The sequence below is a fragment of the Streptomyces sp. NPDC001732 genome, from assembly GCF_053596315.1.
Window position 1 is genome coordinate 1 of the sequence record NZ_JBSFFY010000152.1, and the last position, 4492, is coordinate 4492.

The 4492-nt window shown below is 68.7% G+C and carries 3 protein-coding genes and 1 pseudogene; all 4 read right to left on the reverse strand.

Going from position 1 to position 4492, the window contains the following annotated elements; genetic code table 11:
• Positions 1–371: 371 nt before the first annotated feature.
• Positions 372–1280 (reverse strand): transposase family protein, encoded by a 909-nt coding sequence (locus ACWCXX_RS40605; protein WP_451136249.1) that lies wholly within the window; start codon positions 1278–1280, stop codon positions 372–374.
• 230 nt (positions 1281–1510) lie between these two features.
• Entirely contained in the window at positions 1511–2845 is a 1335-nt protein-coding gene (locus ACWCXX_RS40610; protein WP_451136251.1) for an MFS transporter, read from the reverse strand.
• A 4-nt stretch (positions 2846–2849) separates the two neighbouring features.
• Positions 2850–3800 carry a phenylacetate--CoA ligase family protein gene (locus ACWCXX_RS40615; RefSeq protein ID WP_451136253.1) on the reverse strand — a complete coding sequence of 317 codons (951 nt, stop codon included), beginning with the start codon at positions 3798–3800 and terminating at the stop codon, positions 2850–2852.
• A 130-nt stretch (positions 3801–3930) separates the two neighbouring features.
• Positions 3931–4419: pseudogene (locus ACWCXX_RS40620) on the reverse strand (IS6 family transposase); the annotation flags it as partial.
• Between the last annotated feature and the right edge of the window lie 73 nt (positions 4420–4492).

A 4492-nucleotide genomic window follows, 5' to 3' on the forward strand; every position in this document is an offset into this window, starting at 1 on the left:
CTTCCCCGACAAGCCGATCCGGCCCGCGCGGATCCCATGGACTCATGGTTTCCCGCCGCGAGTCCAGGTTTTATGAGCTGTGCCCGGACAGGACGACCGCCGCCCCGGCGAGGGGCGGCGGCCCGCAGGGAGTACGCGGCCGACGGCTTCGGAAGCCGCCTCCGACGGGCTGCTCCACGAGCCGCCTCCGACGACTTCGGGCACCACCTGTGACGGCTTCGGCTGCCGCCTGTGACGGCTGCCGCCCGCCGGGCGACACCGCCCCGGCTGATTCCACTCCTCCCCTGCGGAAGACGTCGGTTGGCGGGCGCCTGTTACGAGCTGGTGCGTGATTGCATTGGATACGTGGGGGCTTGTGCTGCGGGTTTGTGTCAGCCGGTGGTGTTGCGGTCGGAGACGAGGCCGGCGATGGCCCGGTAGGTGGCGGGCGGGTTCTCCCGGCGGTGGGTCCAGCGGACCAGTTGCTTCCAGTGTTTGTGATCGGCGAGGGCGTGTTCGACGGTGATGCGCTTCGAGGAGTGCCGGTGTCGGGCTCGTAGGCGGGCTTCGAGGACCTCGGGCGGGCTGATCTTGTTTCCCTTCCCGGGCGGGGTCACCGCCTGGCCGGGATGGTCGTGGCGGAGCCCGGGACAGCCGTCGTCCGGGAGGACCTCCACGTCGCGAAAGTGCTGGAAACAGGTACTGATGCCTTCGTTGCGTGCGGCGGTTGCGTCGTGCATCCGCCCTGATCGCAGGGCGCCGGTCCAGAGCGTGCGGCCCTGATGGTCGGCGACGACGGTGGCCTTCATAGTGTTCTGTTTCTTCTTGCCCGAGACGAACGCACGGCGCCCGTCGCGGCCGGCCGGGGGCCGGCGGACCTGGACCTCGGTGGCGTCCAGCCGCAGCTCGATGCCCTCGGCCTGGGCGTATGCGAACACATCCGCCAGGGTCCGCAGGCCGGGCCGGTCCGGGACCGCGCATCCCCGCTCGGCCGGCAGCCCTCGTATCTCGGCGATCGCACGGGTGATGGTGGAGCGGTCCACGCCGAACAACAGCCCCAACGCCGCATGCGGCAAATCGTGCCGCAGGTGAATCAGCGTGGCCACGAGCCGGTCGACGAACACCAGCCGATGCGGGGCACCGGCTCCTGCCTCGCGCTTCCTGGCCCCGCCGCGAGCTTCGTGACGACGCCCCTCGACCACGGCCTGCCACGGTCCCGCCAACTCCTCAACCAGAGAGACGGGATGACCCCGGGAGACGCCTGTGAACACCTGATGCGCGAGAACCGTCCGACTGAGCATGATCGCCACATCCAGATCATGCCACCCACCAGCAAGAACACATCACCCGCGACTATCACGCACCAGCTCGTAAGGCCGCGGCCGGCACGGTGGGCCCGGGAGGCAGCGACGAGCCGGGGGCGTCGACGCCCGGCCAGCCGGGCTCGCCCGCCTCGGGTGAGGCGTCCGTGCAGGTGGTCCCCGTAGGCAGGGCCCGCGGGCGAGGTGCATTTCCGATCCGTATGCGTCCATCACTCGGTGATCCCGCCCGCAACGACCTGTGGCGCGCCGAGCAGCTGTCGTGCCGGCCTTCGCGTCCGCGACATGACCAGCGCCGAAACGAGCGTCGAGGCACAAGCGACGGCCAGGAGGACACCGACCGCGAACAGACCGCCGACGGAGTGGAGGGCCGCGGCGAGCAGTGGCGTGAACCCGCCGAGCAGCACCGCCGTGAGCTGGAACGCGAGGGAGACCGCCGAGTAGCGCACCTCGGTCGGGAAGCTCTCCGGCAGCAGCGCCTGCTGAGATACCGTCAGGAACATCAGCGGAATCGTGATCATCAACTGGGCCAGCAGATACAGCACGGGTACGCCGGTGCGCAGCAGGAAGAAGGCCGGCGTGACGAGAACGAGCGCGGTGCCGGCGCCGATCGCGACGAGCCGGGCACGGTCGGTACGATCGGACAGATATCCGAAGCAGGGAATGGCGATCGTCGCCACGCAGTTCGCGATGGCCTGCATGGCCAGCACCGTGCTCTGGGACATCCCGAGATCGGTCGTGGTGTAGGTCGTGCCCCACGTGTTCAGGACGCCCGCGCTGACGAACGTGGCGGCCGGCAGCATGACGCACAGCAGGAGCGGGCGCCAGTGCCGGGACAGCACGATTGCCAGCGGCAGCTTCTCGACGACCGTGGCCGGCCGTTGTTCGGCTCGCAGCGCCCGGTACTCGGGGCTTTCCTCCAGACGGTGCCGGAGGACGGCGCCCACCACGATGATCACGGCGCTGAGAAGGAACGGGATCCGCCAACCCCAGGCCGTGAACGCGTCCGCGCTCATGACCGACGTGATGAACGCGATGACGCCGGTGGCGATCACCGCGCCGAGGGTCAGGCCGGCACCGGTCCAGCTCGTCCACAACCCTCGACGATCGGCGGGCGCATGTTCCAGTGCGAGCGTGGCCGAGCCGCCCCACTCGCCACCGATACCGAAACCCTGCACCAGCCGCAGTACCGTCAGCAGAATCGGTGCGGCCAGCCCGATCGATCCGTACGTCGGCAGCACACCGATCAGAGTCGTGCTGCCTCCGGCGAGCATCAGGGAGAGGAGCAGCGCGGGCTTGCGCCCGAACCGGTCACCGATGTGCGACAGGACGATGCCGCCGATCGGTCGCGCGAAATAGCCGACCGCGAGCGTCGCGAACGACGTGAGCGTGCTGGTGGCCGGATCGTGGCTGGGGAAGAACTGGGTGCGGAAGACGAGGGCGGCCATCGCCGCGTAGACGAAGAGGTCGTAGTACTCCAGTGCGGTGCCCGTGAGGGTCGCCACTGCAATGCGCCGGTGCAGCCTGGAGCCGCTCGTGGTGGTCACGACGTCAGGTCTCTGCGGAGAATGAGCGTCTGCTTGAAGGTCCGGCCGACGCTTTCGTTGAACTCCGCCGTGCGCCGCAGCTGCACGTTCGCGGTGAAGCGCAACCGGTCGTGAATCGCCTGCTCGATGCTCTCGCGGAGTACGGCTCGTCCGTGACGCCGTCCGGAACCTCGACCAGCAGTGGCAGGGGTGCCGGCGCCACAGGCGGTGCGGCGTCGAGCACGACGCAGATGTTGCCGGTGACTCTGGGCGCGAAGCTCGTGACGACGTCTTTGATCGCGTGTGGATAGACGTTGACCCCGCGCACCAACAGCATGTCGTCGGATCGGCCCAGGACCTCGATGCGGAAACCCGGCCGGCCGCAGGCACACGGCTTGGTGTGCACGCGAACCCGGTCCTTGTCCCGCCACCGCACCAACGGCGCGCACTCCTTCTCCAGCCCGGTGAGCACGACTTCGCCCTCCACCCCGTCCTCCAGCGGCAGCGGCTGCAGCGTGGACGGGTCGAGCACTTCGAACAACGTGTAGTCGGACGCGACGAAGTGCATGCCCTCGTGCGCCTCGCAGGAGATCGCGGCCTTGAAGACCGCACCGGTCGCACCGATCCCGTCGTAGATCTCGGCACCACCGAATCCCCGCGAGATGCGCTCGCGGATTTCCGGCACGCCGGCGCCCGGCTCACCGGACAGCGCGATCCGCCGGATGCCGAGACCTGCGGGGTCGACGCCGGCTTCCTCCGGGATCTTGTGCAGCAGGTACTCGGCGTAGGACGGCGTCATGAATGCCGCGACCGGCTTTGTGTGCCTGGCCACGGCGGCGAACCGGGACGCCTTCTCGGCCCCGATCGGGACCGTGGTCGCCCCGAAGTTCTGCAGGACGTCGAGCGGTCCGAGGCCGGCGATCCACATGTTGAGCACGAACGCGTGCATGACCACGTCGCCGGGCCGCAGCCCCATCCTCCACGCCGTGCGGGAGCCGGTTTCGTTGACGGCTTGCCGGTCCTTCTGGGGGCGCTGTCACGTTGTTGGGTGTGTGAGTGTCTGATGGGGCGTCGGGGTGTGGTGGGCTTGCGTTTCGGGCCTGGGGTCAGGCCGTGATGGGCCGGCTTGCAGCGCCGGTGATCTGGTCCCAGATGGCGAAGCGGGTGGTCATCTCGGCGCGGTAGGGGGCGGCGGTCATCAGGTGGCGGCGGGGCCGGAAGTGGGGTGAGATGCCGCTGAACGCGGACAGGAACCGCTGTGCTCCACCGATGCTGCGGAATCCCTTCATGGCGCGTTCGCGCTGGCGGGTGGGCTGGTGGCTGTTCTCGGCCCGGTTGTTCAGGCCCTTGTGGGCACGGTGCTCGACCGAGGGCATCAGCTCGCGGTGGGCCGCCCCGTAGGAACGCAGCTTGTCCGTGACGACTACCCTCGGCACCGAGCAGGTTGTCTTCAGCAGGCGGCGGAAGAAGCGCCTGGCCGCAGCGGTGTCCCGCCGGTTCTGGACCAAAATGTCGAGCACGTTGCCGTCGGCGTCGACGGCCCGCCACAGGTACTTCTGCTCTCCGTTGATTCTGATGAAGACTTCGTCCAGGTGCTTCCCAATGCTGATGTCAAGCCGCCGCTGTCACTGGGGGTGTGACCTGGTAGCACCGTCGGTCACGAATCAG